Consider the following 24,952-nt stretch of genomic DNA (forward strand, 5'->3'; position numbering starts at 1 on the left):
CCTGTCCGAGGGGTGCCCGCGGCCGGTGAACCCACCCGGGGGTGGAGGAGGAGCCGCGATGACAGCCGGATCCCTGGAGTCCGACGCGGGTGGCCGGGGGGCCCAGCCGCCCCAGCCGACCGGACTGCTCGACGTGCTGAGCGTGGCCGCGGTGGTGCTGGACGCCGACGGGCGCATCGTCTTCTGGACCCCGCAGGCCGAGGAACTGTTCGGGTACTCCGCCGAGGAGGCGCTCGGCACGCACGCGACCCGGCTGTTCGTGCACCCCGAGCATCTGCCCTCGGTGACGAAGCTGTTCGCCGAGGTGCTGCGGACCGGCCAGAGCTGGGCCGGCACGTTCCCGGTGCGGCACAAGGACGGCAGCACCCGGATGACGGAGTTCCGCAACATGCGGCTGCTGGACGACCTCGGGGACACGTACGCCCTCGGCATCGCGGCCGACCACTCGCTGCTCCAGCGGGTCGAGACGGATCTGGCACTGTGCGAGCGGCTGATCAACCAGTCGCCCATCGGGATCGCCCTGGTCGGCCCGGATCTGCGCTTCCTGCTGGTCAACCCGGCGCTGGAGCGGGTCGACAGCACCCCGGCCGGCGAACATGTGGGCCGCCGCCTGCGGGAGACGCTGCCGCTGTCCGACCTCGACACCATTGAGGCGTGCGTGCGTCAGGTGATCACCACGGGGACGCCGTTGCTCGACCAGTACCACGTGGGCCGTCCGCCGGACGAGCCCGAGCAGGAGCGGGCCTGGTCGCTGTCCTTCTACCGGCTGGAGGACTCCGGCGGGCGGGTGCTGGGCGTCGCCATCTCGTTCGTCGACGTCACCGAGCGGCACCGGGCCGCCGCCGCGGCCGACCGGGCCCGGCGGCGGCTCGCGCTGATCGCGGAGGCGTCCACACGGGTCGGCACCTCGCTGGAGGTGGAGCGGACCGCCGACGAGCTGGCGGACGTGGCCACGCCCGAGCTGGCCGACGTGGTCGCCGTGGACGTGCTGGACGCGGCGCTCGCGTGCCGGCGCACCCGCAGGCCGCAGAACGGCCCGGAGCTGTTCCGCGCCCTCGCTCTGAAGTCGGCGCATCCGAGCGCCGCGCTGCGGGCGGCCGACCCGCCCGGTGATCTCGCCGCGTACGAGGGCGACCGGCTGGTCACGCTGTGCGTGCACACGGCGCGGCCGGTCCTGGTGAAGCACGTGGGCGAGGCGGATCTGCCGCGGATCGGGCGGGACGAGCAGGCCACCGAGCTGCTGGCGCAGGCGGGCGTGCACTCGTACCTGGCGGTGCCGCTGATCGCGCACGGCGAGGTGCTCGGGGCGCTCGACCTGAAGCGGACGCGCAACCCGGTGCCGTTCGACGAGGACGACGTGGTGCTCGCCGGCGAGCTGGCGGGGCGGGCCGCCGTGGCCATCGACAACGCGCGCTGGTTCCAGAGCGTGCGCAACACGGCGCTGACCCTGCAGCGCAGCCTGCTGCCCGACCACGCGCCGCACCACACGGGTCTGGAGCTGGCCTCCCGCTACCAGCCGGCGCAGGCCACCAGCGAGGTCGGCGGCGACTGGTACGACGTGCTGCCGCTGGAGGACGACAAGACCGCGCTGGTCGTCGGGGACGTGATGGGCAACGGCATCGACGCGGCCGCCACGATGGGCCGGCTGCGCACGGCGACCTGCGCGTACGCGGACCTCGACCTCGATCCCGGCGCGGTGCTCCACCATCTGGACAAGATCACCTGCGATCTGGAGCACTACATCGTGACCTGCCTGTACGCGGTCTACGATCCGCGCACCCGGCGGTGCCAGGTCGCGAACGCCGGGCACATGCCGCCCGCGCTGTCCCGTCCGGGCCGGGCACCGCGGCTGCTGCGGCTGCCGTCGGGCGCGCCGCTGGGGGTGGGGGGTGTGCCGTTCGAGACGACCACGGTCGAGCTGGTGCCGGGCGATCTGCTGGTCCTGTACACGGACGGGCTGGTGGAGACGCGGCGCCATCCCATCGACGACCGGCTGGACGTGCTGCTGGGCTTCCTCGACGAGCCGCGCCGGCCTCTGGAGGAGACCTGCGACCTGCTGCTGTACGGCCTGCGCCATCCCGACGACCACGACGACGTGGCGCTGCTGGTGGCGCGGATGGTGTGACGGCGGCCCCGGAGCCGCCTTGCCCCGGGCCGCGACGTGGCGCACCCTGGTGGGTATGGGTACTGCTCCGATCGGTCCCACGCTCATCGGCTCCGTCCAGCGGGCCTTCCGGCTGCTGGAGGTGATGAGCGCGCACGACAACGGGGCGCCCGCCAAGCAGCTGGCGCGGGAGACGGAGCTGCCGCTGGCGACGACGTACCACCTGCTGCGGACGCTCGTGCACGAGGGCTATGCGCGCAAGCTCGACGACGGCGGGTTCGTGCTGGGTGACCGCCTGGGGACGCTGCGGGCCTCCTCGGGCCGGGCGCAGACGCTGCTCAGCCGGGTGCGTCCGGCGCTCGCCGCGCTGCGGGACGAGCTGTCGAGCGCCGCCTATCTGACGTTCTACGACGACGGGGAGATCCGGGTCGCCGAGATCGTCGACGGTCCGCGGGCCCCGCGCGTCGATCTGTGGGTGGGGTTCGAGGACGCCGGGCACGCCACGGCGCTCGGCAAGTCGGTGCTGCGGGAGCTGGACGAGGAAGCGCGGCAGGAGTACCTGTCGCGGCACCACCTGGCCGATCTGACGCCGAGGACGATCACGGACCCGCCCGAGCTGCTGCGGCGGCTGGACACCTCGCCGCTGGCCCCGGCGGTCACGGACATGGAGGAGTACGCGCTCGGCACGGTCTGTGTCGCGGTGCCCGTGTACAGCGGCAGCACGCTCGGCTCGCTGGGGGTGTCGCTGCGGGCGGACCGGCGCTCGCGTCTGGAGGACGCCACCGCGCTGCTGATGCCGACGGCGGACCGCGTGACCCGGAGCCTGTCGCTCAGTATCTGAAATCCCGCTCCTTGCCGATGCACACCGCGCACCGGTTTCCTAATAAGTAGGACATATCGGGTTTTCCGGGGTGATCTTCCCCGGGTGCGCAGACGAGGAGTGCGGACAAGCGATGAGCCGGGCCCCCGAACACGGACCTGACCACTGGCATCGGCGAGGAGTGATCGCCGGGGCCGCACTGCTGGCGCTGATCGTGTGCGGGCTCGCGCTCGCCGACCTGTTCGGGGATTCCACGACGACCTGGGTCCCCCTGCTCGCCACGGTGCCGGCGCTGGCCGCCACCGCGGGCGGGCCGCGCACGGTCCTGTGCGCCGGGCTCCTCGCCGGCGGCCTCGGGGTGGGCCTCTGCCTGCGTCACGACGCCCCGGACCGCACGCTGGGCATGACGCTGGCCGCCCTGGTGGTCGTCACCCTGGCGTGCGGCCTGACCAGCGCGCTGCGCCGGCGCCGTGAGCGGGTGCTGGCGGCGGTGCGCTCCGTCGCCGAGGCCGCGCAGCACGCCCTGCTGCAGCCGGTCCCGCCGACCGTCGGCCCGTTCCAGGTGGCGGTGCGCTACAGCGCCGCGGCGGCGGAGGCGCGGATCGGCGGTGACCTCTACGCCCTGGTGTCCACGCCGCACGGGGTCCGGCTGATCGTCGGCGACGTCCGCGGCAAGGGGCTGCCGGCCGTGAGCATGGCGGCCCTCGTCGTCGCGGTGTTCCAGGAGGCCGCCCACGACGAGCCCGACCTGCTCGACGTGGTCGCCCGCATCGAGCGCAGCCTGGCGAGGAACCTGGGGCCGGACGACTTCGTCACCGCCGTGGCGGCCGGGTACCCCCGGCCGGGGGAGCTGGAAGTGGTCAACTGCGGGCACGCCCCGCCCCTGCTGGTGCGGGACTCGGCCGTCCTGCCGGTCGAGCCGGACCGGCCGGCCCCGCCGCTGGGGCTGCGCGCCCTGTCGGGCGAGACGCCCGGCCTGCAGGTGCTGCCCTTCGCCGACGGCGACCAGCTGCTGCTCTACACCGACGGCGTCACCGAGGCGCGCAACCACGACCGCTCGTTCTATCCGCTGGCCGAGGGTCTCGCGCGGCACATCTGCGACGAGCCGGTGGAGACCGTCACCGCGCTGCACGGCGAGCTGCTGCACCACGTCGGCGGGCATCTGCACGACGACGCGGCCCTGATGCTCCTGCGCAAGCCGGTCCCCGCCGAGCAGACCCGCCCCGCGCCCGCCACCCCGCGGGACGCCGGGCGCGTCGGCAGCCTCTCGGCCTGAGCACCACCCACCTCACCACCGTCCAGCCCTTTTCGCCGCCGTCCCGTTCCGGGGCGGCGGCGAAACGCCTGTCCAGAGACAGAAGGCAGCCCCTATACACTGCGCGTATACACGCTATGTATAGTCCGGGCATGCGCCTACTGCCCCAGAAGATGAGAAAAACCTGGATCTGGTTGTCCGCCGCCGTCGTCGTGACGGCGGCGGCCTGTCTCGTGGCCTTCGACCAGTCCGTACGCCTGGACACCACGTCACCCAGCGGCGCCCGCGCCCGCAGCGCGGCCCACGCCCCCTTCGGCAGCGTCGACTGCCGCACGGCCAAGTGCGTCGCGCTGACCTTCGACGCCGGGCCCAGCGAGCATTCCGCGCGGCTGCTGGACATCCTCGAGGACGAGAAGGTCCCGGCCACCTTCTTCCTCCTCGGCAAGCGCCACATCGAGAAGTACCCGGACCTGGTCCGGCGGATGGCGGACGAGGGCCACGAGGTGGCCAACCACACCTGGGACCACAAGCGGCTCACGGAGCTGGGAGCGGACGAGATACGCGAGGAGATAGAGCGGCCCAACAAGGAGATAGCGGCCCTCATCGGGCGGCGCCCCACCCTGATGCGCCCGCCGCAGGGGCGCACAAACGACACGGTCCACGAGATCTGCCGCGAGCTCGGGATGTCCGAGGTCCTGTGGAGCGTGACGGCCAAGGACTACTCCACCGACGACCCGGCCCTCATCCGGCAGCGCGTCCTCGCGCAGACCGAACGCGACGGGATCATCCTGCTGCACGACCTCTACGACGGCACCGTGCCAGCGGTCCCCGGGATCATCGACGGCCTGAAGAAGCGCGGGTACGTGTTCGTGACCGTTCCCCAGCTGCTCGCCCCGGGACAGGCCGAGCCCGGCAAGGTGTACCGGTGAGCCGGGCGTGACCAGCGCCGATCGGGCGAGGGCGTTCCGTAGGATCACCCTGTGGCCACCTTCCTCCTCCAGCGCACGGTCCCACTCCCCCTCGGCGAGACGTGGCGCCGCCTGACGGAGTGGCACCGCCACGGGGACGTCGTCCCGTTCACCCGTATCCAGGTCGTCACGGCCGGACCCACCCGGGAGGGCACGCGCTTCGTCGCCCGCACCGGGCTCGGCCCGCTCGGCTTCGACGACCCGATGGACGTCACGCGGTGGGAGCCGCCCGGTGCCACGGCGCCGGGCCGGTGCCGGCTGGAGAAGCGGGGCCGGGTGATGACCGGCTGGGCGGAGATCGAGGTCCTCCCGGGACCCGGCGGCCGTACCCGGGCGGTGTGGCACGAGGAGGTGTGCGTCCGGTTCGTGCCGCGCTCCCTGGACGGTCTGGTCGGTCTGGCGGGCCGGTATCTGTTCGGCCGGGCGATGAACCGGCTGCTGCGCACTCCCTGACGGCGGTCGAACGTCCGTGCCGTTCCGTAGGGTTGGCGGCACCGGGACGACAGGGGGGACGACGGCATGACCACTGCGGACGCGGAGCGGATGACGGCCGGCGAGGCCGAGGCGCTGGCCGTGGACGGGTTGCGCTGGCTGATCGGTGCCGGGCGGGAGACGGCGGGCGGCGACGGGCTCGGCTGGCCGGTCCGGCCGTCGGACGACGCGATCGACCCGATGCTCTACAACGGCACCGCCGGGGTCGTCCCCACCCTGCTGGAGGCGTGGCGGCACTTCGGGGACGACGTCTACGCGGACACCGCCGTGCGCGCCGCCCGCGCCCTGGAGGAGTTCGCCGGATCGTGGGAGGACGACTCGCTGTACTTCGGCCGCACCGGGATCGCGCTCGCCCTGCGGACCGTCCACCGGGAGCTGGACGACGCCCGGGCCGTGGCCGCCGCCGACCGGGCCCTGGAGCGGGTGCGGGCGGGCTTCGACGGGGAGCGCTGGGGCGAGCTGTACGAGCTCATGGGCGGCAACGCGGGCATCGGCCTCGGCGCCCTCCTCGCCGGGCAGGACGACCTGGCCGTGGCGGCGGTGGAGCCGTACGCGCGCACGGCCGAGCCGACGGCGGCCGGAGTGCGGTGGCCGTTCCGTCCCGGCGTCGAGGGCCGGATGCACCACGTGTCGCACGGGACCCTGGGCGTCGTGTACGCGCTGGCCGCGGTCGGCGGGGCGACCGGCCGGTCCGATCTGCTCGAACTCGCCCTCGCCGGGGCCGCCGACGTGGTCGCGCGCGACGAGGACGGGCCCGACGGCTTCCTCGTCCCGCACTCCGACCCGCCCCACCGCCCCGACGTCACCCCGCGGTACAGCTACGGCTGGTGCCACGGGCCGGCCGGCGACGCCCAGGTCTTCCGGCTGCTGCGGGACGTGACCGGCGACCCCGCGTGGGCGGCGCTGGCCGACCGCTGCTGGCACACCGTCACCCGCTCCGGGCTGCCGCGCCGGCTGCGCCCCGGCTTCTGGGACAACGACGGGCGCTGCTGCGGCACGGCGGGCGTCCTGGCCCTCGCCGGCGACCGGATCGCCGAGCAGGGGGACTCCCCCGCCTTCGCCCGTACGCTCGTCGCCACGCTCGGCGCGCACGCCGTACGGGACGCCGACGGCGCCCGCTGGTCCAACGTGGAGCACCGCGCCACCCCGAGCGGCCTCGAACCGGAGTGCGGCTGGGCGATGGGCAACGCGGGCATCGTGCGCGAACTCCTGCGCCACGTGAGGATCGTGCGCGGCGGCGACCCGGCGTACGCCGTGGCCTGGCCCGACCAGCCGGTGCCCGGAACTCAGGCCACCGACCCGATGCGGGCTTCCGCGGGCCGGGACGTGGCGTCGTGATGGATGGGCGTGTGCGCCCCGGTCAGTGACACCCCGCTGCCGCCGCGCCGGTTCGCGACGATCTCCGCCGCGATCGACAGGGCGGTCTCCTCGGGGGTGCGCGCGCCGAGGTCCAGGCCGATCGGCGAGCGCAGCCGGGCCAATTCGAGCTCGGTGACCCCGGCCTCGCGGAGTCGTTCGTTGCGGTCCAGGTGCGTACGGCGCGAGCCCATCGCGCCGACGTACGCGACGGGCAGACGCAGGGCGAGCCGCAGCAGCGGTATGTCGAACTTGGCGTCGTGGGTGAGGACGCACAGGACCGTGCGCGCGTCGACCCGCGTGCGCTCCAGGTACCGGTGCGGCCATTCCACGACGACCTCGTCGGCCTCCGGGAAGCGGGCCTTCGTGGCGAAGACCGGGCGGGCGTCGCACACCGTGACGCGGTAACCGAGGAAGGCGCCCACCCGGACCAGCGCCGAGGCGAAGTCGATGGCGCCGAAGACGATCATCCGGGGCGGCGGCACCGAGGACTCCACCAGCACGGTCAGCGGCTCCCCGCAGCGCGAGCCCTGCTCACCCAGCTCCAGGGTGCCGGTGCGTCCGGCGTCGAGGAACGCGGCCGCCTCGGCCGCCACCGTGCGGTCCAGTTCGGGGTGGCCGCCGTAGCCGCCCTCGTGGCCGCCGTCCGGGCGGACCAGCAGCGCGCGGCCCACCAGTTCGGCGGGTCCGGACACGATCCGGGCGACCGCGGCCACCTCGCCGGCCGCGGCGGCGGCCAGTGCCGCCGCCACGACCGGACGGACCGGGTCCTGCGCCCGGACCGCAGTGACCAGGACGTCGATGACGCCGCCGCAGGTCAGGCCGACCGCGAAGGCGTCCTCGTCGCTGTAGCCGAAGCGCTCCAGGACGGACTCGCCGTCGCGCAGCGCCTGTCGGCACAGCTCGTACACCGCGCCCTCCACACAGCCGCCGGAGACCGAGCCGATCGCCGTGCCTTCGGCGTCCACCGCGAGCGCGGCGCCGGGCTGGCGGGGAGCGCTGCCGCCTACGGCCACCACGGTGGCCACGGCGAAGTCGCGTCCCTGCCCGGCCCACCGGTGCAGTTCCTCGGCGATGTCCAACATCTCTCGGTCTCCTTGGAGCGGTCGTGTGCGGAGGGGTCTGCCCGGCTAGTGCACGCCCAGCCAGCTCTCGATGGGGTTCAGGGCGAAGTAGACGAGGAAGACGGCGGTCAGGCCCCACATGAAGGCGCCGATCTCGCGGGTCTTGCCCTGGGCGACGCGGATGGCGACGTAGGAGATGACGCCGGCGGCGACACCGGCCGTGATCGAGTACGTGAACGGCATGATCACGACGGTGAGGAAGACCGGGATCGCGGTGGCCCGGTCGGACCAGTCGACGTGCCGGGCGTTCATCATCATCATGGCGCCGATCACGACCAGGGCGGCCGCCGCCACCTCGCCCGGCACGATCGCCGTGAGCGGGGTGAAGAACAGGCAGGCGGCGAAGAACAGCCCGGTGACCACGGAGGACAGGCCCGTACGGGCGCCCTCCCCGACGCCGGTGGCCGACTCGACGAACACGGTCTGGCCGGAGGCGCCGGCGGCCCCGCCGATCACGCCGCCCGCGCCGTCGATGAACAGCGCCTTGGACAGGCCCGGCATCCGGCCCTTGTCGTCGGCGAGCTTCGCCTCGGTGCCCACGCCGATGATCGTGGCCATCGCGTCGAAGAACCCGGCGAGCACGAGCGTGAACACGATCATGCCGACGGTCATCGCGCCGACCTCGCCCCAGCCGCCGAACTCGACGTGACCGAACAGGGAGAAGTCCGGCATGGACACCGCACCGCCGTGCAGTTCGGGGGCGCCGCCGGCCCACTGCTTCGGGTCGACGACGTCGAGCGTGTTCAGGGCCACGGCGAGGACCGTGCCGCCGACGATGCCGATGAGGATGGCGCCCGGGACGCCGCGCGCCTGGAGCATGAAGATCGCGAGGAGGGTGACGGCGAAGAGCAGCACCGGCCAGCCGGCCAGTTCACCGGCGGGACCGAGGGTGACCGGGGTGGCCTCGCCCTGGTGCACGAAACCGGCCTTGTAGAAGCCGATCAGGGCGATGAACAGGCCGATGCCCATGGTGATGGCGTGTTTGAGGGCGAGCGGGATCGCGTTCATGATCAGCTCACGGAGGCCGGTGACGACCAGCAGCATGATGACGACGCCGTACATCACGCACATGCCCATGGCCTGCGGCCAGGTCATCCGCGGGACGACCTGCGAGGCGAGCACGCCCGAGACGGACAGGCCGGCGGCGAGGGCGAGCGGCACCTTGCCGAAGAAGCCCATCAGCAGCGTGGTGAGGGCCGCCGCGAACGCGGTCGCGGTGATGAGGGCCTTCTGGGCGAGGGTGGCTCCCGCCACGTCCTCGCCGGACAGGATCAGGGGGTTGAGCAGAAGGATGTACGCCATCGCCATGAAGGTCGTGACGCCACCGCGCACCTCGCGCGCGACCGTGGATCCTCGGCGGGATATGTGGAAGTACCGGTCGAGCCACGACCGGCCGGCCGGGACGCGGGTTCCTTCTCCCGCGTCGTCGGCGCTGACCGTGGGCTTGAGCGACTGCTGGGTCATGTGGGCCTGCTCCCAAGGTTCAAAGGGGCACCCGCGTGTGCCGTCGGCGACGTGTGCGGGATTTGGGGAGGTGCACGACCCGGGGGACGGCCCGAGACGAACAGGTGGGGCGGTCCTGGGGGGAGCGGGTCCCCCCAGGAGTCAGCCGGCTGGATCCCGGAGGATCACGTACCGGTGAGGTGTTCCGGACGCACCGGCGTGCGGTCGAGCTCCAGTCCTGTCGCGTCCCGGATCGCCGCGAGGACGGCCGGGGTGGACGACAGGGTGGGGGCCTCGCCGACACCGCGCAGCCCGTACGGCGCGTGGTGGTCGGCGAGTTCGAGCACGTCGACGGGGATGGTCGGCGTGTCGAGGATCGTGGGGATCAGGTAGTCCGTGAAGGAGGGGTTCTTCACCTTCGCCGTCTTCGGGTCGACGACGATCTCCTCCATCACCGCCACGCCCAGTCCCTGGGTGGTGCCGCCCTGGATCTGGCCGACGACGGACAGCGGGTTGAGCGCCTTGCCGACGTCCTGGGCGCAGGCGAGTTCGATCACCTTGACCAGGCCGAGCTCGGTGTCGACCTCGACGACGGCGCGGTGCGCGGCGAACGAGTACTGGACGTGGCCGTTGCCCTGCCCGGTACGCAGGTCGAAGGGCTCGGTGGGGCGGTGCCGCCACTCGGCCTCGACCTCGACGCTCTCGTCCTCCAGGACGTCCACGAGGTCGGCGAGGACCTCGCCGCCGTCGGTGACGACCTTGCCGCCCTCCAGGAGGAGTTCGGCGGTGGCCCAGGCCGGGTGGTACGAGCCGAACTTCCGCCGCCCGATCTCCAGCACCTTCTCGCGGACCAGCTCGCAGGAGTTCTTCACGGCGCCGCCGGTGACGTACGTCTGCCGGGAGGCCGAGGTGGAACCGGCCGAGCCGACCTGGGTGTCCGCCGGGTGGATGGTCACCTGGGCGACGCCGAGCTCGGAGCGGGCGATCTGCGCGTGGACGGTGACGCCGCCCTGGCCGACCTCGGCCATCGCGGTGTGCACGGTGGCGACGGGCTCACCGCCGACGACCTCCATGCGCACCCTGGCCGTCGAGTAGTCGTCGAAGCCCTCGGAGAAGCCGACGTTCTTGATGCCGACGGCGTAGCCGATGCCGCGGACGACGCCCTCGCCGTGCGTGGTGTTGGACAGGCCGCCGGGCAGTTGCCGGACGTCCGCGCCCTCGCTGGACTCCCACTGGCGCTCCGGCGGCAGCGGCATGGCCTTGACCCGGCGCAGGAGTTCGGCGACGGGGGCCGGCGAGTCGACGGGCTGGCCGGTCGGCATGACCGTGCCCTGTTCCATGGCGTTGCGCTGCCGGAACTCCACCGGGTCCAGGCCCAGTTCCTTGGCCAGCTTGTCCATCTGCGCCTCGTAGGCGAAGCACGCCTGCACCGCGCCGAAGCCGCGCATGGCGCCGCAGGGCGGGTTGTTGGTGTAGAGGGCGATGGCCTCGATGTCGACGTCGTCGACCACGTAGGGGCCGATGGACAGCGAGGACGCGTTGCCGACCACGGCCGGGGACGCGGAGGCGTACGCGCCGCCGTCGAGCACGATCCGGCACTTGACGTGGGTCAGCCTGCCGTCGCGGGTCGCCCCGTGCTCGTAGTACAGCTTGGCGGGGTGGCGGTGGACGTGCCCGAAGAAGGACTCGAACCGGTTGTAGACGATCTTGACGGGTTTGCCGGTGCGCAGCGCGAGCAGGCAGGCGTGGATCTGCATGGACAGGTCCTCGCGGCCGCCGAAGGCCCCGCCCACGCCGGACAGCGTCATCCGGACCTTGCGCTCGGGCAGGCCGAGGACGGGCGCGATCTGGCGCAGGTCGCTGTGCAGCCACTGGGTGGCGATGTAGAGGTGGACGCCGCCGTCCTCGTCGGGCACGGCGAGGCCGGACTCGGGGCCGAGGAAGGCCTGGTCCTGCATGCCGAAGGTGTACTCGCCGGTGACGATCACGTCGGCCCGTCCGGCGGCGCGGGCCGCGTCGCCGCGGACGATCGGCTGCCGGTGCACGATGTTCGGGTGCGGGACGTGCCCGGCGTGGTGGTCGTCGCGGTTCTCGTGGACGAGGATCGCGTCGGGGGCGGTCGCGGACGCCTCGTCGGTGATGACGGGCAGGTCCCGGTACTCGACCTTGATCTTGGCGGCGGCGCGGCGCGCGGTCTCCGGGTGGTCGGCGGCGACGAGGGCGACCGGCTCGCCGTGGTGGCGCACCTTGCCGTGGGCGAGGACCGGGGTGTCCTGGATCTCCAGGCCGTAGTTCCGCACCTCGGTCGGCAGGTCGTCGTAGGTCATGACGGCGTACACGCCCGGCGTGGCCAGGGCCTCGGAGGTGTCGATGGACACGATCTCGGCGTGCGCGACGGTGGAGCGCAGGATCTGGCCCCAGAGCATGTCCTCGTGCCACATGTCGGAGGAGTAGGCGAACTCGCCGGTGACCTTGAGAGTGCCGTCGGGGCGGAGCGTGGACTCGCCGATGCCGCCCTTGGTCGACGCGCCCTGGGTGATCTTCGTGGGGGTTCCGCTGGGGGACGCCATCGTCAGACCGCCTCTCCCTGCCGGGCGGCCGCCAGCCGGACCGCGTCCATGATCTTCTCGTAGCCGGTGCAGCGGCACAGGTTGCCCGACAGGGCCTCGCGGATGTCCGCGTCGGTCGGGGTGGGGTTGCGCTCCAGCATCTCGTCGGCGGCGACCAGCAGGCCGGGCGTGCAGAAGCCGCACTGGACGGCGCCGGCGTCGATGAACGCCTGCTGGATCGGTGCGAGTTCGGTGCCCTCGCCGGTCTGCGAGTCGGTGCCCTGGGCCCGCCGGTTCTTCGCCTCGTCCGGCGAGGTGCCCGAGGAGCCGCCGCAGGACCGCTGCCGGGCGTGCTCCGCGAGACCCTCGACGGTCACGACGTCACGGCCCTCGACCTGTCCGGCCGCGACCAGGCACGCGCACACCGGGACGCCGTCCAGGCGGACCGTGCAGGACCCGCATTCGCCCTGCTCGCAGGCGTTCTTGGAGCCCGGCAGGCCGAGCCGCTCGCGCAGGACGTAGAGCAGGGACTCGCCCTCCCACACGTCGTCGGCTTCCTGCGGGCGTCCGTTGACAGTGAAGTTGACGCGCATCAGGCGGCACTCCCTTCCTGTTCGGTCCTGCCGTCCGTGCCGCGGTACGACTCCCAGGTCCAGGTGAGGGTGCGGCGGGCCATGACGCCGACCGCGTGCCGGCGGTAGCTCGCGGTGCCGCGGACGTCGTCGATCGGGTTGCAGGCGGCGGCGCACAGGTCCGCGAACTGCCTGGCGACCGAGGGGGTGATGATGCTGCCGTTGTCCCAGAAGCCGCCCTCCTCCAGCGCGGCGTTCAGGAACTCCTCGGCGGCCTTGGCCCGGATGGGGGTGGGCGCGGCCGAGCCGATGCCGGTGCGGACGGTCCGCGTCTCGGGGTGCAGGGCGAGGCCGAAGGCGCACACGGCGATGACCATGGCGTTGCGGGTGCCGACCTTCGAGTACTGCTGGGGCCCGTCGGCCTTCTTGATGTGCACGGCGCGGATCAGCTCGTCGGGCGCGAGCGCGTTGCGCTTCACGCCGGTGTAGAACTCGTCGATCGGGATGCGGCGGCTGCCGCGCACCGACTCGGCCTCGACCTCGGCGCCGGCGGCCAGCAGGGCGGGGTGGGCGTCACCGGCCGGGGAGGCGGTGCCGAGGTTGCCGCCGACGCCGCCGCGGTTGCGGATCTGCGGGGAGGCCACCGTGTGCGAGGCCAGGGCGAGGCCGGGCAGCTCGGCCCGCAGGTGCTCCATGATGCTGGTGTACGGCACCGAGGCGCCGAGCCGCACGCTGTCCTCGCCGACCTCCCATGCGGAGAGGTCCTCGATCCGGTTCAGGTCGAGGAGGTGCTCGGGCCGGCGGTGGTCGAAGTTGATCTCGACCATCACATCGGTGCCGCCCGCAATCGGCACAGCGGTGGGGTGCTCGGCCTTCGCGGCGAGCGCCTCCTCCCAGCTGGCGGGGCGAAGGAAGTCCATGACCGGCTCTCTTCTTCGTCTCGTGGGTCGTCCGGATCGAGCCAGATCGGGTGCGGCGGGCCCGGCTCGTTCATGTGCTGTTCACGCGGAATGACGTCAGTACACAGGCCTGTGCTCCACCGGGGTCAGTCACGGAAACCATGAAGGAGTTGGCTGGCCACGGCGGGCATCTTGTAGATTCGTATGAACGGAGGCCACCCGTAACCTCCCTGCTTCCCCGGGGAAACATCCGGCACGGCTCTGTGACCTGGGACACCGTCCGAAAGACGACGAGCGCGCCGCTCGCGGGGGCCGCTCGCCGGCCCGTGACCGGGCCCGCCACGGACCCCCTCATGATCCATCGTAGTTTTCGAGACAAGGAACGGCGGCGACGAGAATGCGGCTGCGCGCACTGCTGGACACCGATGCGCTGGGCCTGGAGCTGCTCGGCGGCGAGGACGAGCTCGACCGCACGGTGCGCGGTGTGATGACCACGGATCTGAGGGACCCCAGCCGCTATCTCTCCGGCGGGGAGCTGGTGCTCACCGGTCTGGCGTGGCGCCGGGACGCCGCGGACTCCGACCCTTTCGTGCGCATCCTCGTGCAGGCCGGTGTGGCGGCTCTGGCGGCCGGTGAGGCCGAGCTCGGGGAGGTCCCGGAGGATCTCGTGGTGGCCTGCGCCCGGCACCGGCTGCCGCTGTTCGCGGTGCACGAGTCGGTGGCGTTCGCGACGGTCACCGAGCATGTCGTCCGGCAGGTCAGCGGCGAGCGGGCCGGGGATCTGGCGGCCGTGGTGGACCGGCACCGCCGGCTGATGACGTCGGGCCCGGCGGGCGGCGGCCCGGACGTGGTCCTCGACCTGCTCGGCTCCGATCTGGACCTGCGGGCCTGGGTGCTGTCGCCGGCGGGGCGGCTGATCGCCGGCTCGAAGGGGGCGGGCCCGGCGCTGCCCGCCGATCTGTGCGCACGGCTGGCGGCCGGGCATCTGGCGGCCGCCCGCTCGGGCCGCCGCGGCCCCCACCGGGTGACGCTGGGCACCACGGTGTACTCCCTCTTCCCGATCCGCGGCGGCGGGCGGGTGGCCGGGGACGCCCGCGAGACGGTCCTGTCGGAGTGGCTGCTGGCCGTGGAGGCGGACGCCGGCGACTGGCCTGCGGAGCGCATCGACCTGCTGCAGGGCGTCACCCAGCTGATCGCGGTGGAGCGCGACCGCCGGGACGCCGCCCGCACGGTGCGGCGCCGTCTCGCGCAGGAGGTCCTGGAGCTGGTCCAGTCGGGCGCGGCGCCCGCCGAGATCGCCGCCCGGCTGCGGGTGGCGGCCCCGGTGCTGCTGCCCGGCCTCGGGGCGGCCCCGCACTGGCAGGTGGTGGTCGCCAGGGTCGAGTGGGCGGACGCCGCCATCGAGCCGGGTCCGGCGGCGCAGGCCCTGCTGGAGGAGATCCTGGTGGATCCCCGCGCGACCGGCCCTGAGCCTTCCGACCGCATCGCGGTGGCGCACACCGGCGAGGAGGCGATCGCGCTGGTGCCGCTCCCCGCGGTCTCCGCCGAGCACGACGGCTCCGAGGCCGGCGTCCTCGCCGACGCGCTGCTCGACGCCGTGGCCGAGCCGCTGTCGGCGGGGCTGGACGACGACGGCCGGATCACGCTCGGGGTGAGCGCGGCGGTGCACTCCGCGGAGGGGCTGCGCGGCGCCCTGGAGGAGGCCCGGCACGCGCGCCGGGTCGCCGCGGCCCGGGTGGGGCGGGTGTGCGCGGCCGGCCATCAGGAGCTGGCCTCGCACGTCCTGCTGCTGCCGTTCGTGCCCGACGACGTCCGCCGGGCGTTCACTGCCCGTCTGCTGGACCCGCTGCGGGACTACGACCGCCGGCACCGCGCCGAGCTGATCCCCACGCTGGAGGCGTTCCTCGACAGCGACGGCTCGTGGACGCGGTGCGCGACCCGGCTGCACCTGCACGTCAACACGCTGCGCTACCGGGTCGGCCGGATCGAGCAGTTGACGGGCCGGGACCTGTCCCGGCTGGAGGACAAGCTGGATTTCTTCCTGGCGTTGCGGATGAGCTGAAGCGGCGCGGGGGGCGCACAAGGTGGCACCAAGTGCCGCCCGTGTCCCACGACTTTGTGAAATCCTTCACCCACCCTCTTGGCCGGGCGCGCGGATTCGTGCTGAGATGCCGCCACCACTCAACAGCTCGATGGCGTGCTCGGGGAGGGCGAGGTGGCGTATACCGCCATGTCTGGTAACGGAACGACCGCCGGTGACGATCCACTCCAGACCGCGGTATGGCGGCTGCGTTCCCGCGCGTGCTGGGCGGACGCGGCGGCCCTGCTCCAGCCGGTCACCGCACAGGCCGCGCTCCAGCGCGCGTCCCTGCTGGTCGAACGGTGTCTGTACACGGAGCGGGGCTGGGAGGAGGCCGAGGACGCGCTGCGTACGGCCGAGGCGCTGGCCCACACCGACGACGAACGCGGGGCGGCCGCTTGTGAACGGGGGCAGCTTGCGTACGCGGCCACGCTGCACTCCGTGCGCGACCGGGCCGACGAGGCGCGGGCGGCGCTGGGCCGGGCGGCGGCGCTGATCGCGCCCGGGGCGCCGGGCCGGGCCCTGCTGGACTTCCGCCGCGGCCTGCTCGCGGAGAACCTGACGCAGTCGCCCCAGGCGGCCCGCGCGGCCTACCGCCGGGCGCACGCCGGTGCCACGGCGCACGCCGACCCGCTGCTGCTGTCGTTCACCTGGCGGCATCTGGCCGGTCTCGCACTGCGCGACGGGGAACTGGCCGAGGCGCGACACGGCTTCGCCGAATCCCTGCGCATCCGCGAGGAGTTGGGCTATCTGGTGGGGACGGCCCCGGCGCTCGCGTCGCTGGCCGACACGGAGGCCGAACCGGAGGCGTCCCGTCTGCGTGAGGAGGCCCGGCGACTGTTCAGGCTGCTGGGCGGGGTCCCCACCTGGCTGGCGGAGCAGCTGGCCCCGCTCCCGCCGGCGGCGACCGCCTGACAGACCGCGACGGACGCGCCCGGGAGGCGGCCGAGGCAGGGCGCGGTCCACCGAGACCGACTCCCGCACCGGTCCCACCGCCTGACGCGGCAGCGAACCGGGGCCTCTTCCGGATGCTGGGCGGGCAACCTGCCTGGCCGGCGGAGCAGCCGACTCCGGTGGCGCCGGCGGCGACCGCCTGACAGACCGCGACGGACGCGCCGGAGGGGCGGCCTAGGCAGGGCGCGGGTCCACCGAGACGCACTCCCGCACCGGTCCCGGCGCCTGACGCGGCAGCGAACCGGAGGCTCTTCCGGCTGCTGGGCCGGGACCCTGCCTGCCGACAGACCGCGACGGACGCGCCCGAGGGGCGGCCTAGGCAGGGCGCGGGTCCACCGAGACCGACTCCCGCACCGGTCCCACCGCCCGGCACGGCAGCGAACCGGAGGCTGGTCCGGCTGCCGGGCCGGCAACCTGCCTGGCCGGCGGAGCAGCCGGCTCCGGCGGTGCCTGAGGGGCCGTGAGGGGCGTCCTCAGTGGGCGCCGGCGAAGTGTTCGTCCACCACGGCGCGGACGACCTCCAGGTCGCGGGCGATCAGGGCGTCGAGCAGCGCGATGTGCTCGGCGGCGTCGGCCAGCAGGTCGGCGTGGCCGCGGCCCGGCGGGCGGGACGGGCCGGTCAGCGGCCACTGGGCGCGGCGGTGCAGGTCGTCGGCGATCCGCACGAGCTGGGCGTTGCCGGCGAGGGAGAGCACGGCACGGTGGAAGACGCGGTCGGACTCCGCGTAGGTGGCCCGGCATCCGGTGGCCGCCGCACGGACGGTCGCCTCGGCCAGCGGGCGCATCTCCGCCCAGCGTTCGGCGGGCACGGCGCGGGCGAGCCGGAGCAGGACGGGGACCTCGACGAGCGCCCGGACCTCGGCGAGTTCGGCCAGGTCCCGGGCTCCGCGTTCGACCACCCGGAACCCCCGGTTGGGGACCACCTCGACGGCGCCCTCCAGCGCCAGTTGCTGCATGGCCTCCCGTACCGGGGTCGCCGAGACGCCGAAGCGTTCGCCGAGGGCGGGGGCCGAGTAGACGGCGCCGGGCGCCAGCTCGCCGGTGACGAGCGCGGTGCGCAGGGCGTCGAGGATCTGCCCCCGCACCGAGGCGCGCTGCACGACGGGGCGGGGCGCGGGGATGGGCCGCTCGCTGTGGGTGTGCTCGCCGCGCGCGGCGGCGGACGGCGCGCCCTGCGCCGGGACCCGGGGGTCCGGGGCGGCCGCCGCGGCCTCCTGGACGTGCGGTGTCCGCGGCCTCCCCGTCGTCGCGGAGCTTCGCGCGCCCTGCTTCACGGGTCCTCCTCCGGGACGGTCGGTACGGGGGGTATTACGGCGGCTTGTTACTCACCCGTCAAGCACCTTAGGCGCAGAACGCGACAGTTCAAACCTCACGGAGATGGGGGTAAGGTAAGCCTTACCTTCAATGCCTCGCGGATTGGCGGCTCCGATGCCCGTGCCCTCCTCAGCCCTCGCGCACGCCTACGCCCGTCTCGCCGAGGTCCTTCCGGGGCTCGACATCACCCAGCCCGCCACCGACGCGGCGCTGCCCCGGCACGGCGGCTGGGTCACCGCGAGCGCGCTGGCGGAGGGCGGCGACGGACTCGACGCGTTCCTCGCCTGGGACGACGCCCAGGTGCTGAGGGACTACGGCCGATCCGCCCGCCCGGACGTCGTCGCCGGCTTCGGACTGCACCGCTACGCCTGGTCGGCGTGCCTGCTGATCACCGTGCCGTGGTTCCTGCTCCGCCGCGTCCCGCGCTTCCCCGTGACGCATGTCTCGTACGACCGCACCGACCCCGGCGCACCCCTGGGCCGCCTCGCGGCGCGTCCCGCCTCCTTCGCCTGCCTGCCCGGCGACCCGGCGGCCGGCCTGCCCGGCGCGCGCGTCGTCCCCGACGAGGAGGCCCTGCGGGCCGAGGTGCGCGCGGCCGTCGCGGAGCACCTGGAGCCGATCCTCGGGGGCTTCGGCGCCCGGATGCGGCGGCGCGGGCGCGCCCTGTGGGGCATGGCGACGGACGAGGTGGTCGAGGGCCTCTGGTACGTGGCGCACCTGTTCGGGGACGGCGAGCAGGAGCGGGCCCGCCGCGAGCTGGAGCTGCTGCTGCCGGGGGCGACGAAGCCGTATGTGGGTTCGGCCGCCTTCCGTGAGCTGACCGGTCCGGACGGCGAGGCGCTGCCCACCCGCGACCGGGCGAGCTGCTGCATGTTCTACACGCTGCGCCCCGAGGACACCTGCGCGACCTGCCCGCGCACCTGCGACGCCGACCGCCTCGCCAAGCTCCTCGCCGCGACGGTCTGAAGGGGCGCGTGGAGCCCTGTTCCCGCGCCCCCTGGGCGAACTGACGCCCCCTCGGAAACGCGGCCACCACCGCGTGCCCTAAGATCACCGGCGAACGGCACTCCGGACTCGGCCACACTTGTTTCACGCCTTCCTCACTTCGCGCGGGAACTTTCCGTGGAACCACCCGCACGGGTAGTGTTGTTCGAACTCAACTCCCGCCCCTCAAGCGGCAGTTCGAGCAGAACGCCGCCCTGGGCATCCCCTTGCACCTTCTTGGCGGCCTCTTGCCCCGAAACCCCCTGAGGGCCAGCGGGATTGGGCCACTATGGCGGGCGTTACGCCCTATCCCAATGCAAGGGACCCCAGATGAGATTGACCGACATATCGCTGAACTGGCTGCTTCCGGGCGCCGTGCTGCTCCTGGGCATGCTGGCGGCGGTGGCGGTGCTCGCGCGCGGCAAGCGGTCCGGGGAGCACGCGGCCGAGGATTCCTGGGAGCGCAGCGAGGAGCGCCGTCGGCGCAAGGAGGCCATCTACGGCACGGCTTCCTATGTGCTCCTCTTCTGCTGTGCCGCCGTCGCCGCCGCGCTCTCCTTCAAGGGCCTGGTCGGCTTCGGCGAGCAGAACCTGGGCCTCAACGACGGCTGGCAGTACCTCGTGCCGTTCGGTCTCGACGGCGCGGCGATGTTCTGTTCCGTGCTCGCCGTGCGCGAGGCCAGCCACGGCGACGCGGCGCTCGGCTCCCGGATACTCGTGTGGACGTTCGCGGGTGCCGCGGCCTGGTTCAACTGGGTCCACGCGCCCCGTGGCCTGAGCCACGCCGGCGCCCCGCACTTCTTCGCCGGCATGTCCCTGTCGGCGGCCGTGCTGTTCGACCGTGCCCTCAAGCAGACCCGCCGGGCGGCGCTGCGCGAGCAGGGTCTGGTGCCGCGTCCGCTGCCGCAGATCCGCATCGTGCGCTGGCTGCGGGCCCCGCGCGAGACGTACAGGGCCTGGTCGCTCATGCTGCTGGAGAACGTGCGCAGCCTGGACGAGGCGGTCGACGAGGTCCGCGAGGACAAGCGGCAGAAGGAGGCGGCCCGGCTGCGCCGCCGCGAGCAGGAGCGCATGGAGCGCGCCCAGCTCAAGGCCATCAGCCGCGGCCACCGCGGGTTCATCGGCCGCGGCACCGGCCGGCAGGGCGAGCCGCAGGCCCTGGAGCCGGCCTCGTCCCAGGTCACCGCGGAGCCTGCCATATCGTCGCCGGAATCCCTGCCCGTGCGCACGCGCCCTTCCCTTGAGCCGGTACGCACCGGTTCGGACCCGGTGACCGTGGACCTGACCGCGGAGGACGACACGATGGCGCTGCCGCGGCTGGACTCGCTGGAGCGCAAGCTCAAGGACCTGGAGCAGCAGTTCGGCTGAGCCGGTCCTGACGACGGGAAGGGGCGCGACCCACAGCACGGGTCGCGCCCCTTCCCGTCCTGGTCGGCGTCACACGTCGGCGCCGAGTTCGAACCACACCACCTTGCCCACGCCGTGCACGCGCACCCCCCAGGCATCCGCCAGGGACTGGACGAGCAGCAGGCCCCGGCCGTTCGTACCGGTGTCGGCGTCCGGTACGCGCATCCTGGGCCGCCGGGACGTGAAGTCCCGTACCTCCACGCGCAGTCCGTGCGGTCCCACGGTCGCGGTCAGGACCGCGTCCCGGTCGGTGTGCACGAGTGCGTTGGTGACGAGTTCGCTGGTGAGCAGTTCGGCGGTGTCGGAACCACCGGTCCTGCCGCACTGCCACAGCAGTTCGCGCAGCGCCCTGCGCGCCTCCGGTACCGCCCGCAGGTCGGCCCGGCCGAGTCTGCGCCTGAGCTGGGAGGTCCGCGTGTGGTCCCCGGCGTCCGCGGTCCCGTCCTCCACCGTCTCCGCCGAGGAGGCCCCGTACGCCGTGGACCCGCCTCCCCGTGCCTGCCTCTTCATGACCCCCGCCTGCGTGCCGATGTCGGTTCCCCTCCTGGTCGAACACGTTCACGGGAACCCTTCCCCGGTCGCGGTGGCGAACAGTCATGTCCCGTCGTCGACGACCAGGTGTTCGGCCATCGGTGGCCGGTCCGTACAGGTGGGTGAAGGGCCGAACACAGCGCGCCGCGACCGCCCGGCGGGCCCGCCGGGCCCCGACCGTCACCCGCCGTGCGCCCGGAACGGGACGCGACGGGGTTTGCGACGGCACGAGGCGGGGGCGTCCTCCGGTGCGGGCAGGAGAGGGCCGTGCTGCGCTCCGGCACACGGCCGCCGCGCCGACGGGCGCGAGGGCATCGGAACCGGACGGGATCACACGGAACGCCGACCCGGCCCTGCCGAAGACGGCGTACCCGGTGCGGACACACCGGTGGACGGGGGTGTCGGCGGCCGAGACCCCTCGGCGCCGACGCCCCCGTCCTGGGAAAGTGGCTGAAACGGGACGCTGTCCCGCGCCCGCCGGGGCCGCCCGCCCGACCCCCGTACGGGAGGGCGGCCCCCGTGACGGGCCGGCCGTGCGGTCAGTACAGCTTGCCGACCGCGGTGGTGGTCGTCTTCCTGAACGCCTTCACCGGCGCGTCCGAGAAGTCCCCCATCTGCCCCCACCGGACGACGGTGACCGTGCCGCCGTCCCGGCCGACCGACGTCAGGCCGATGTCCGTCGCGCCCCACGCCGCGCGGGTGTGCACCCCGTGCACCCGGGCCCCCTCCTCCACCGGCAGCGTGCCGTACGTGCGGTACTCGGCCTCGATCTCGGGGTCGGCGTCGGCCCGCAGCGCACAGCGCCGGACCTCCTGGTCGAGGCGCCGGGCGAGGGCCTTCGCCTTGGCGTCGTCGCCGACCACGACGACGATCTGCTGGGCGTTGGTGTCCAGGTCGGTGCGGAAGTCGCGGTGGCGGATGTCGTAGGCGAGCAGCGCCTCACCGAAGCAGAACCCCAGCTCCTCCGGCACCCCGTCGGAGACCGGGCCCGCGGTCCAGCCGGAGGGATGCGGCGGCAGCTGGGACGCCGAGAGGAACTTCGGCGCGGGCGCCTTGGGCGCGGCGCCGGCCGGTGCGGCGGTGAGCGCGGAGCCGGCGGTGAGTCCCGCCACGGCGAGCGCGGCGAGCACACCGGTGCGGATGGTCCTGGACATGGGTGTCCCCCCGGGGGATGAATGGGTGCGTGACGACCGTGGAAGAGTGCCCCCACCGACGCCGTTCGGTCGTCGCGGCCCCGTCGGTGCGGCACCAGAAGCATCAGCCGTCACAGCGGGCGGCCGCAAGCGCCGGGCGCAGGTCAGCGACGGTGGAACCATCCCAGCCGCTGTGACGTGCACATACAAGGAGTGCCTGGGATGCCGTCCTGGGACGGACAGGACGCGGGGGTACGGTGTCGGAAGCGCGGGACGACGTCCAGGAGTTCGCGGTGCTGCTCAGACGGCTCAAGGAGCGCACCGACCGCAGCTACGGTCAACTGGCCCGCCGTCTCGCGATGAACACCTCCACGCTGCACCGCTACTGCGCCGGCGAGGCCGTCCCGCTCGACTTCGCCCCCGTGGAGCGGTTCGCGGCACTGTGCGCGGCGACCCCCGAGGAGCGGCTGGAACTGCACCGGCTGTGGATCCTCGCGGTGGCGGCCCGGCAGCGGGCGCGCACCCAGGGCGCGAAGCCGGCCGCACCGGCACCGGCACCGGCACCGGAGCCGAAGCCGGAGCCGGAGGAGACCACCGAGGCGCCGGCGAAGACGGCCGAGGCACCGGCCGAGCCCGCGCCCGACGTCACTCCCCCGCCCGCCCCCGCGTCCACCCGCCCCCGGTCCCGGCGCCGGAGGCTGCTGGTGCTCACGGCGGCGGCCACCGCCCTCCTCGCCGGTCTCGGCACCCTCGCCGCCCTACCGGACGACCGGCCCCGCGGTTCGGACCGGGTCCAGGCCGCCGACCCGACCCGTACGACACCCGCGCCCACGTCCCGCCCATCCCCGCCCCGCTCCCCCGCGCCCACCGCGACCACGGCCTCCCCCTCCCCCCGCGGCTCGAAGAAGTCCGCGTCGCGCGAGGAGGGCGGCAGCGGACCGTCGAAGGGGGCCGGGCGGCCGAAGCCCGCGGGCACACCCCTGACCTGGAGCGTCGACTCGCACGTCTGGCAGGCCGGGTGCGGCCACGACTACGTCCTCACCCGGCCGCCGCAGCAGGTCCCGCCGCCTCCCCCACCGCAGGACGCCCGCACCTGGGCGACCTCCCTGGGCGCCGTGCACGGGGGGCAGACCATGGTGCGGGTGTCGGTGCAGGGCCGCAGTTCCACGGCTGTCGTCCTGGAGGCGCTGCGGGTGCGGGTCGTGAGCCGTGCGGCGCCGCTGAAGGGCACCGTCTACGCGATGGACCGGGGCTGCGGCGGAGCCCTGACACCGCGCTTCTTCGACGTCGACCTGGACAGGGACCGGCCCGTCGCCCGCCCCCAGGACGGCAACGACACCGGCACCCCGATCCCGGCGATGCGGCTGCCCTACCAGGTCTCCGCGACGGATCCGGAGGTGCTGCTGGTCACCGCGGAGACCGAGACCTGCGACTGCTCCTGGTACCTGGAGCTCGACTGGTCCTCGCAGGGCCGCACCGGCACCGTCCGCATCGACGACGCGGGCCGCCCGTTCCGTACGACGGGCGTCGGGTCGCTGCCGCGCTACATGTACGAGACGTCCGACCGGGCGTGGGTTCCGTACAGCTGATCACGCCTCCCAGACGGCGGCGGCCGTACGGTCGTCGGCGTAGCCCTTGACCCGGACCTGGGTGTCGGCGAGGAAGTCGGCGAGTCCGGGCGGCCCGGACCCGGACCAGCGCCCCAGGAGGTGCGCCGCGAGTTCGGGTTCGCCGCGCAGGGGGTCGGCGAGACCGCTCGTGCACAGCAGCAGGGTGTCGCCTGGGCGGGCCACGGAGGCACGGAAGCGGAACGGCTCGCGGGGCGGCTCGGGCGCCGGTTCGTAGGGGCTCGGCGGGGTCGGGATGCCGAGGTCCATGGTGAGCCGGTCGCCGTCGGGGGTCTCGGCGGGCAACGAGCCGAAGCCGACGACGGGTTCGCCGGCGGCGTCGGTGACCCGCGGCTCGATGTCCTGCCACTCCCCGTCCCGCAGCCGGAACAGCCCTCCGTCGCCGGCTCCGAAGAAGACCCGCGTCCGGCACTCGGGGTCGGCGGGCAGCAGCAGGCAGCGCAGGGTGGCCGCGTACTCCTCCGGGTCCACGCCCTGTTCGACGGCGCCGGCGCGCAGCCGCCCGAGGCTGCGGCCGGTGAGGCGGTGCAGCCCGGACTTCAGGTCGCCGCGCCGGCCGGCCCGCATGTCCCGGGCGAGCCGTTCGTGGCTGCGGCCCACGGCCCGGCCGATCCAGTGGCACGCCTCGGCGGCGGCCCGGTGGGCGCCGGTGGTGGCGCGGGCGCCGGTGGCCATCGCGACCAGGACGAGGGCGTGTTCGGCGCTGCCGAAGCGGGCGATGAGCAGGGAGTCGCGGCGGGGCTCGCCCCGGTAGCGGGCGGAGTCGCCGCGCAGGGACACGGCCCGCAGGGTGGCGGTGCCGTAGCGGGCGCCGTCGAGGACGGTGTCGGGGACCAGGTCGTCGAGGTCGTCCGGGCCGGCCGGGGGCAGCGCGGTCGGTTCGGGGTCGTAGGTGGGCGGGCCGGCACCCACGTAGTCCAGCGCGCGGGCCGGCCGGTCCCGGGCGGGCGGCGGGGGCGTCTCCTCGTCCACCGGAGCCGGTTCCGGTTGCGGTTCCACGGTGAAGCCGGGCGGCCTGGGCAGACCGGCGGGGAACGCCGGCGCTCCCCGCCCGGGCGCGTCCGGGTCGGACCGCTGTGCCGGGACGGTGTCCGGCCGCTGGTTCACCGTCCCCGCGGCCGAGGCGTACCGGTCGTCGAGCGAGTCGGGCGCCGCGGACGGGCCCGCGTCCTCGGCGCCGCCGTACAGCCGGCCCCACCAGTCGTCCTCGTGACCGGCGGGCTTGCCCCCCTGCTGATTCATGCCCCCGATTGTTCCCCGCGGGGCCCGGATGGGAACGGGGCATCGGGAAATCCGGCCGCGTACGGCACCGAGAGGGACACGTCGGGTGACAGGGCGA

The 24,952-nt window shown here is 73.9% G+C and carries 20 protein-coding genes; 11 read left to right on the plus strand and 9 right to left on the minus strand.

Annotated features, from left to right (window positions below; translation table 11 throughout):
- The first annotated feature begins 58 nt into the window (after nucleotides 1–58).
- The 6 genes from ABZ899_RS30630 to ABZ899_RS30655 all read left to right on the plus strand — a co-directional run bounded on the left by ABZ899_RS30630 (nucleotide 59) and on the right by ABZ899_RS30655 (nucleotide 6,977).
- Nucleotides 59–2,125, plus strand: coding sequence for a SpoIIE family protein phosphatase (locus tag ABZ899_RS30630; protein WP_361352326.1), 2,067 nt, complete (start codon nucleotides 59–61; stop codon nucleotides 2,123–2,125).
- A 55-nt stretch (nucleotides 2,126–2,180) separates the two neighbouring features.
- Nucleotides 2,181–2,945, plus strand: coding sequence for an IclR family transcriptional regulator (locus tag ABZ899_RS30635; protein ID WP_361352329.1), 765 nt, complete (start codon nucleotides 2,181–2,183; stop codon nucleotides 2,943–2,945).
- Between the two features lie 112 nt (nucleotides 2,946–3,057).
- Complete coding sequence (locus ABZ899_RS30640; protein WP_361352332.1) at nucleotides 3,058–4,200, plus strand: PP2C family protein-serine/threonine phosphatase; 1,143 nt, start codon at nucleotides 3,058–3,060, stop codon at nucleotides 4,198–4,200.
- 131 nt (nucleotides 4,201–4,331) lie between these two features.
- Nucleotides 4,332–5,108 (plus strand): polysaccharide deacetylase family protein, encoded by a 777-nt coding sequence (locus ABZ899_RS30645; protein WP_361352335.1) that lies wholly within the window; start codon nucleotides 4,332–4,334, stop codon nucleotides 5,106–5,108.
- Nucleotides 5,109–5,159: 51 nt separating this feature from the next.
- Nucleotides 5,160–5,600, plus strand: coding sequence for an SRPBCC family protein (locus ABZ899_RS30650; protein WP_361352338.1), 441 nt, complete (start codon nucleotides 5,160–5,162; stop codon nucleotides 5,598–5,600).
- A 66-nt stretch (nucleotides 5,601–5,666) separates the two neighbouring features.
- Nucleotides 5,667–6,977, plus strand: coding sequence for a lanthionine synthetase LanC family protein (locus ABZ899_RS30655; protein ID WP_361352341.1), 1,311 nt, complete (start codon nucleotides 5,667–5,669; stop codon nucleotides 6,975–6,977).
- Here ABZ899_RS30655 and ABZ899_RS30660 read toward each other — a convergent pair.
- From ABZ899_RS30660 to ABZ899_RS30680, 5 genes are all read right to left on the minus strand, one after another.
- Nucleotides 6,926–8,080: an XdhC/CoxI family protein gene (locus tag ABZ899_RS30660; protein ID WP_361352344.1), complete on the minus strand. Its 1,155-nt coding sequence runs from the start codon at nucleotides 8,078–8,080 to the stop codon at nucleotides 6,926–6,928. The genes ABZ899_RS30655 and ABZ899_RS30660 overlap by 52 nt on opposite strands.
- Before the next feature lie 45 nt (nucleotides 8,081–8,125).
- Complete coding sequence (locus ABZ899_RS30665) at nucleotides 8,126–9,583, minus strand: NCS2 family permease (RefSeq protein WP_361352347.1); 1,458 nt, start codon at nucleotides 9,581–9,583, stop codon at nucleotides 8,126–8,128.
- Nucleotides 9,584–9,747: 164 nt separating this feature from the next.
- Nucleotides 9,748–12,132 carry a molybdopterin cofactor-binding domain-containing protein gene (locus ABZ899_RS30670; RefSeq protein WP_361352350.1) on the minus strand — a complete coding sequence of 795 codons (2,385 nt, stop codon included), beginning with the start codon at nucleotides 12,130–12,132 and terminating at the stop codon, nucleotides 9,748–9,750.
- Nucleotides 12,133–12,134: 2 nt separating this feature from the next.
- Nucleotides 12,135–12,704 (minus strand): (2Fe-2S)-binding protein, encoded by a 570-nt coding sequence (locus ABZ899_RS30675; protein ID WP_361352353.1) that lies wholly within the window; start codon nucleotides 12,702–12,704, stop codon nucleotides 12,135–12,137.
- Nucleotides 12,704–13,603 (minus strand): xanthine dehydrogenase family protein subunit M, encoded by a 900-nt coding sequence (locus ABZ899_RS30680; RefSeq protein WP_361352356.1) that lies wholly within the window; start codon nucleotides 13,601–13,603, stop codon nucleotides 12,704–12,706. The genes ABZ899_RS30675 and ABZ899_RS30680 overlap by 1 nt, the downstream gene beginning before the upstream one ends.
- 376 nt (nucleotides 13,604–13,979) lie before the next feature.
- On the opposite strand from ABZ899_RS30680, the gene ABZ899_RS30685 reads away from it, so the two are divergent.
- Nucleotides 13,980–15,644 (plus strand): PucR family transcriptional regulator ligand-binding domain-containing protein, encoded by a 1,665-nt coding sequence (locus ABZ899_RS30685; RefSeq protein WP_361352359.1) that lies wholly within the window; start codon nucleotides 13,980–13,982, stop codon nucleotides 15,642–15,644.
- A gap of 168 nt (nucleotides 15,645–15,812) precedes the next feature.
- Nucleotides 15,813–16,577 carry a hypothetical protein gene (locus ABZ899_RS30690; RefSeq protein ID WP_361352362.1) on the plus strand — a complete coding sequence of 255 codons (765 nt, stop codon included), beginning with the start codon at nucleotides 15,813–15,815 and terminating at the stop codon, nucleotides 16,575–16,577.
- Nucleotides 16,578–17,089: 512 nt separating this feature from the next.
- Here ABZ899_RS30690 and ABZ899_RS30695 read toward each other — a convergent pair.
- On the minus strand, nucleotides 17,090–17,890 hold the full coding sequence (locus ABZ899_RS30695) for a GntR family transcriptional regulator (protein ID WP_361352365.1): 801 nt from the start codon (nucleotides 17,888–17,890) through the stop codon (nucleotides 17,090–17,092).
- 154 nt (nucleotides 17,891–18,044) lie between these two features.
- Here ABZ899_RS30695 and ABZ899_RS30700 point away from each other — a divergent pair, with 154 nt between their 5' ends.
- Nucleotides 18,045–18,896 (plus strand): (2Fe-2S)-binding protein, encoded by an 852-nt coding sequence (locus ABZ899_RS30700; RefSeq protein WP_361352368.1) that lies wholly within the window; start codon nucleotides 18,045–18,047, stop codon nucleotides 18,894–18,896.
- A gap of 348 nt (nucleotides 18,897–19,244) precedes the next feature.
- Nucleotides 19,245–20,282, plus strand: a complete 1,038-nt coding sequence (locus ABZ899_RS30705; RefSeq protein WP_361352371.1) for a DUF2637 domain-containing protein — start codon at nucleotides 19,245–19,247, stop codon at nucleotides 20,280–20,282.
- A gap of 69 nt (nucleotides 20,283–20,351) precedes the next feature.
- Here ABZ899_RS30705 and ABZ899_RS30710 read toward each other — a convergent pair whose 3' ends face one another.
- Together ABZ899_RS30710 and ABZ899_RS30715 are read right to left on the minus strand one after the other, a co-directional pair.
- Nucleotides 20,352–20,831 carry an ATP-binding protein gene (locus tag ABZ899_RS30710; RefSeq protein ID WP_361352374.1) on the minus strand — a complete coding sequence of 160 codons (480 nt, stop codon included), beginning with the start codon at nucleotides 20,829–20,831 and terminating at the stop codon, nucleotides 20,352–20,354.
- A 560-nt stretch (nucleotides 20,832–21,391) separates the two neighbouring features.
- Entirely contained in the window at nucleotides 21,392–22,006 is a 615-nt protein-coding gene (locus ABZ899_RS30715; RefSeq protein WP_361352377.1) for a hypothetical protein, read from the minus strand.
- Between the two features lie 236 nt (nucleotides 22,007–22,242).
- Here ABZ899_RS30715 and ABZ899_RS30720 point away from each other — a divergent pair, with 236 nt between their 5' ends.
- Nucleotides 22,243–23,574 (plus strand): helix-turn-helix transcriptional regulator, encoded by a 1,332-nt coding sequence (locus ABZ899_RS30720; protein WP_361352380.1) that lies wholly within the window; start codon nucleotides 22,243–22,245, stop codon nucleotides 23,572–23,574.
- On the opposite strand, the gene ABZ899_RS30725 is transcribed toward ABZ899_RS30720, so the two are convergent.
- Entirely contained in the window at nucleotides 23,575–24,855 is a 1,281-nt protein-coding gene (locus ABZ899_RS30725) for a protein phosphatase 2C domain-containing protein (RefSeq protein ID WP_361352383.1), read from the minus strand.
- Nucleotides 24,856–24,952: the final 97 nt, after the last annotated feature.

Source organism: Streptomyces sp. NPDC046859 (assembly GCF_040645135.1).
Taxonomy (GTDB): Bacteria; Actinomycetota; Actinomycetes; order Streptomycetales; family Streptomycetaceae; genus Streptomyces.